Origin of the sequence: Citrobacter sp. JGM124, assembly GCF_018257795.1 — a bacterium.
GTDB lineage: Bacteria > Pseudomonadota > Gammaproteobacteria > Enterobacterales > Enterobacteriaceae > JGM124.
On sequence record NZ_JAERJD010000023.1, the window covers coordinates 1 to 4,389 of the forward strand.

Annotated in this window: 4 protein-coding genes; all 4 read left to right on the forward strand. The window is 56.6% G+C overall.

Going from position 1 to position 4,389, the window contains the following annotated elements:
- Nucleotides 1-921: type VI secretion system contractile sheath large subunit (gene tssC / locus JK154_RS17450; protein ID WP_211994001.1), on the forward strand; the 921-nt coding region annotated here is incomplete at its 5' end.
- 20 nt (nucleotides 922-941) lie between these two features.
- Entirely contained in the window at nucleotides 942-2,279 is a 1,338-nt protein-coding gene (gene tssK / locus JK154_RS17455) for a type VI secretion system baseplate subunit TssK (RefSeq protein WP_211994003.1), read from the forward strand.
- Nucleotides 2,276-2,929, forward strand: a complete 654-nt coding sequence (gene tssL / locus JK154_RS17460; RefSeq protein ID WP_211994004.1) for a type VI secretion system protein TssL, short form — start codon at nucleotides 2,276-2,278, stop codon at nucleotides 2,927-2,929. The genes tssK and tssL overlap by 4 nt, the downstream gene beginning before the upstream one ends.
- Before the next feature lie 3 nt (nucleotides 2,930-2,932).
- Nucleotides 2,933-4,389: OmpA family protein (locus JK154_RS17465; RefSeq protein WP_211994006.1), on the forward strand; the 1,457-nt coding region annotated here is incomplete at its 3' end.

A 4,389-nucleotide genomic window follows, 5' to 3' on the forward strand; every position in this document is an offset into this window, starting at 1 on the left:
CATATGCCGTTTATTGGCTCCGCAGGCCCGGCGTTCTTCCTGAAAGAGAGCATGGAAGAGGTTGCGGCCATCAAGGATATCGGTAACTACTTTGACCGTGCCGAGTACATCAAATGGAAGTCCTTCCGCGACACGGATGACGCCCGCTACATCGGGCTGGTGATGCCGCGCGTGCTGGGGCGGCTGCCCTATGGCCCGGACACCGTGCCGGTACGCAGCTTTAACTACGTTGAAGAGGTGAAAGGGCCGGACCACGACAAATACCTGTGGACCAATGCCTCGTTCTCTTTCGCGGCCAACATGGTGCGCAGTTTTATCAACAACGGCTGGTGTGTACAGATCCGCGGCCCACAGGCCGGCGGCGCGGTGAAGGATCTGCCCATCCACCTGTATGATCTGGGCACCGGCAGCCAGGTAAAAATCCCGTCAGAGGTGATGATCCCGGAAACCCGCGAGTTTGAGTTTTCAAACCTGGGCTTTATCCCGCTGAGTTATTATAAAAACAGGGATTATTCCTGTTTTTTCTCGGCTAACTCTGCGCAGAAACCGGCACTGTATGACACCGCGGATGCGACGGCGAACAGCCGTATCAACTCACGCCTGCCGTACATTTTCCTGCTGTCACGTATTGCCCATTACCTGAAGCTTATCCAGCGTGAAAATATCGGCACCACCAAAGACAGGCGTCTGCTGGAGCTGGAGCTGAACACCTGGATAAGCGGGCTGGTGACGGAAATGACAGATCCGGGTGACGAACTGCAGGCTTCCCACCCGCTGCGTGAGGCGAAGGTGGTGGTGGAGGATATCGAAGATAACCCGGGCTTCTTCCGGGTGAAACTCTACGCGGTGCCACACTTTCAGGTGGAAGGCATGGATGTCAGCCTGTCGCTGGTTTCCCAGATGCCGAAAGCGAAATCCTAATACCAAAGGCAGGAGCAGGGATGAAAATTTATCGCCCACTGTGGGAGGATGGCGCTGTACTGGCACCGCAACAGTTTCAGCAGCAGGATCGCTGGAGCGCACACATTGCCGACACGGTTGCCCGGATGGGAATTTCTCATCCCTGGGGCGTGGTGAATGCTGAATTTGATGACGCCGCCCTGGCGTTGTCACGCCTGAATGTCCATCGGCTGGTGGTGCGTTTTCAGGACGGCACGCTTGTTGATACTGATCTGGCTGATAACCTTCCGCCGGTCTGTGACTTATCCGTCGCAAACGCCAGTGAGGTTGTTGACGTCGTTGTTGCCCTGCCGCTACTGAGTGCCAGTGGTGCCAACCTGGACAACGGTCAGGACAGTGCACGTCCTCGTCGCTGGAAAGCTGAGCGTGTCGTGGTTCAGGAACTGGCCGGACATGAAAGTGGTGAGCTGGTTATTCTGCGCAATGCCATAACGCTGCGTTTATCCACGCAGGAAAATGCCGCATTTCTGACTTGTCCGGTAGCCCGACTGGTGCGTAACGCTCAGGGACAATGGTGTCGTGATCCATCTTTTATACCACCGTTGCTCTCTCTTTCAGCAAGCCCGGCGCTGGTGAACACACTCGGTGACCTGCGGATTCGCCTGCAGGCGCGGCGTAAACGTCTGATGGCGATGCGGCGTGAAAGCAACGAACGTCTTGCGGATTTTGCCGTGGCAGATGTATCCCTGTTCTGGTTGCTCAATGCCCTGAACAGCGCAGAGCCAGTGCTGGCTGAACTGCTGCAAACCCCGGATCGTCATCCGGAGTTGCTGTATCGTGAATTGACCCGTCTTGCGGGCAGCCTGCTGACATTTTCACTTGAGCACGATGCCGGGGATATTCCTGCCTATCAGCACGATGCGCCTGAACGTGTATTTCCACCGTTGCTGGCGATGCTTGATAAATTGCTGGAAGCCAGCCTGCCATCCCGGGTTATCAGTATTCAGCTGGAGCATGTCGATCAAATCTGGAAAGGGGGGCTGCATGATGCCCGTCTGCGTGAAGGGGCGGATTTCTACCTTTCTGTCCGCTCTTCGATGCCGAATCATGAACTGCAAACGAAGTTTCCGCAACTGTGCAAAGCGGGCAGTTTTGAGGATGTCTCCGATGTGGTTAACGTCGCCCTGAGCGGGATGGTTATCAAGCCTATGGTGCACGTCCCGGCGGCGATCCCACTGCGTCTGGAGAACCAGTATTTCTCACTGGATCTGAGTTCAGATGCGGCGCAAGCCATGCTTGAGATGGGGAGTTGCACCTTTTATACCCCACGTTCATTGGGGGAGGTGAAACTTGAACTCTTTGCGGTGCTGCGCACATGAATAACTCCAGCCTCAGTCAGGTAGAACTGATTTTCTATCCGGGCTGGCTGATGGCCAGCCAGTTACGCGGTGGGCAGGAAGTCCGGGATGGGGAAGCCCTCTATCGGCAGGCCTGTCGTCTGGTACGGGAAGCGCGAAAGTCTCTTTCAGATGCCGGCTACAACGATATCAGCCGGGATCACATGGTTTATGCCCTGTGTGCCCTGCTGGATGAAAGTGTCCTCAATCGAGGAACCCAGGACGATGGCTACCTCACCTGGCGCCGTGACCCGCTACAGGCACATTTTTTCGGTACCCTGAATGCGGGTGAGGAGTTGTGGGAGCGTATTCGTAGCCTGTTGAACGCGTCGGCGCCAGATACGGCGGTGTTGATTTGCATGTACCGTACCCTGCAATTGGGGTTTGTTGGCCAGTACCGGACGCAGGATGACGATCGCCGTGAAGAAGTGATGCGTGCGTTGGGTGATCGCGTGCCAGCCTTCACGCTTGCTCATGATGCGCCGATTATCGTCAGAGCTTCCCGCCTGCCCAGTGGCCGCCGTCTGTACTGGCTTTCCTGGATCCTCGGGGCAGCCGCACTGATCGCGCTGTGGTTTATTCTTTCGTCTTCCCTCACTGAACTGGTGAGCCAGACGTTCAGGCCGGGGTAAAGCATGCGTGATCTTTATCGGAGCCTGTTAACGGCAGTGGGCGTCGTACTGGCGCTGTGGCTTATCCTCGGTTTCTGGGCACTGTCAGCGGAAAGCCGGGTGATGCTCAGCCTGCTGGTTATTCTGCTCGGCGGCGTGACACTCTGGCGTCAATGCCGGATACCTAAAGCAGGGCGTATGACAGCCAAAAAGATTGTGGATGATAGCTTGCCTCCGGAAGATTTTCAGGGCGTGGTCATTCTGGTTTGTGGCGATAATACGGCACTTTTTTCTGAGGGGACACACCATCGTGAAACGCGTCAAGGCTGGTACCTGCGGGTGAAAACTGCCGGGCAGCTTCCGGCCCTGGTCCGGGAGCTGAGTCAGATGCGCCCGGCACTGGTCTCACAGATTTCTGTCATGTTTGCGGTGTTGCCTGAACGACATACTTCAGATGCCGACTTTCCCCAGCGCCTGCGGGGCTGGCAGCGTGCTGTCGTACAGTGCCGTGTAGATCTGGGACGCTTTCCCCCCGTCTGGATAGTGGCTTGGGTGTCACCTCCTGCTATTTGTACAGGGTCAGAGCCTGTCTGGTTTAGTGCGACCAGCAATCGGACGGGTATTCAGGTTTACCCACCAAATCAGGGCTGCCTGCCACTGGGAGAATGGGCACAGGAAGCACGCCCTGATGAGCAACTCTCCCGGTTGAGTCAGGGGTTGTGGCTGGATAGCCTGTTAGCCTGGCAGGAAACTGTCGTCAACCGCCTGTTGTCAATCCGTCAGAGAGAGTTACCGGCACTGCAATTTTGTGCTCAGGGGGTATGTATGGCACCCGTGAGTGCTGTTGCTGGCAATCTCTGGCAGCAGCACATCGGGTCTGTCACCGCGCTGTCACCAGAGACGACGGATAACGATAATCTTTTACCATTACCTGAACGGCTGCTATTAGCCCTGCCGCGTCGTCGTGGTGTCAGCCGCAGGATGGTGCTCTGGCGCTATGCCGGGTTGATGGGAGGTATTTTTCTTACACTGGCAATGCTGGCTTCCTGGGTGAATAACCAGCGTTTGATCCGCCATATTGACGACCATCTTGCTTTATATCGTCACCTTGGCGATACGCCGTTTGCACCGAAACTCCGTGCACAACAGCGCCTGCGGGCTGATGCGGCTCGTCTTGATGACTGGCAGCGTCGTGGTGAGCCTGTGCGCTATCGTCTCGGATTGTATCAGGGGCAGCGTCTGCTGCCCGTAGTAGAAGAGGCCGTAAACGACTGGGTACCATCAATGCAGCCGGAACGCCGGGCTGAACCGGTACGGCAGCCGGAGTCAGCACCACACATTATTCGTCTCGACAGCCTGTCGCTGTTCGACTCGGGCACGTCCAGCCTTAAACCGGGTTCCACTAAAATGCTGGTCAACTCGCTGGTCGGCATCCGGGCGAAACCCGGCTGGCTGATCGTGGTGTCCGGGCACACGGATAA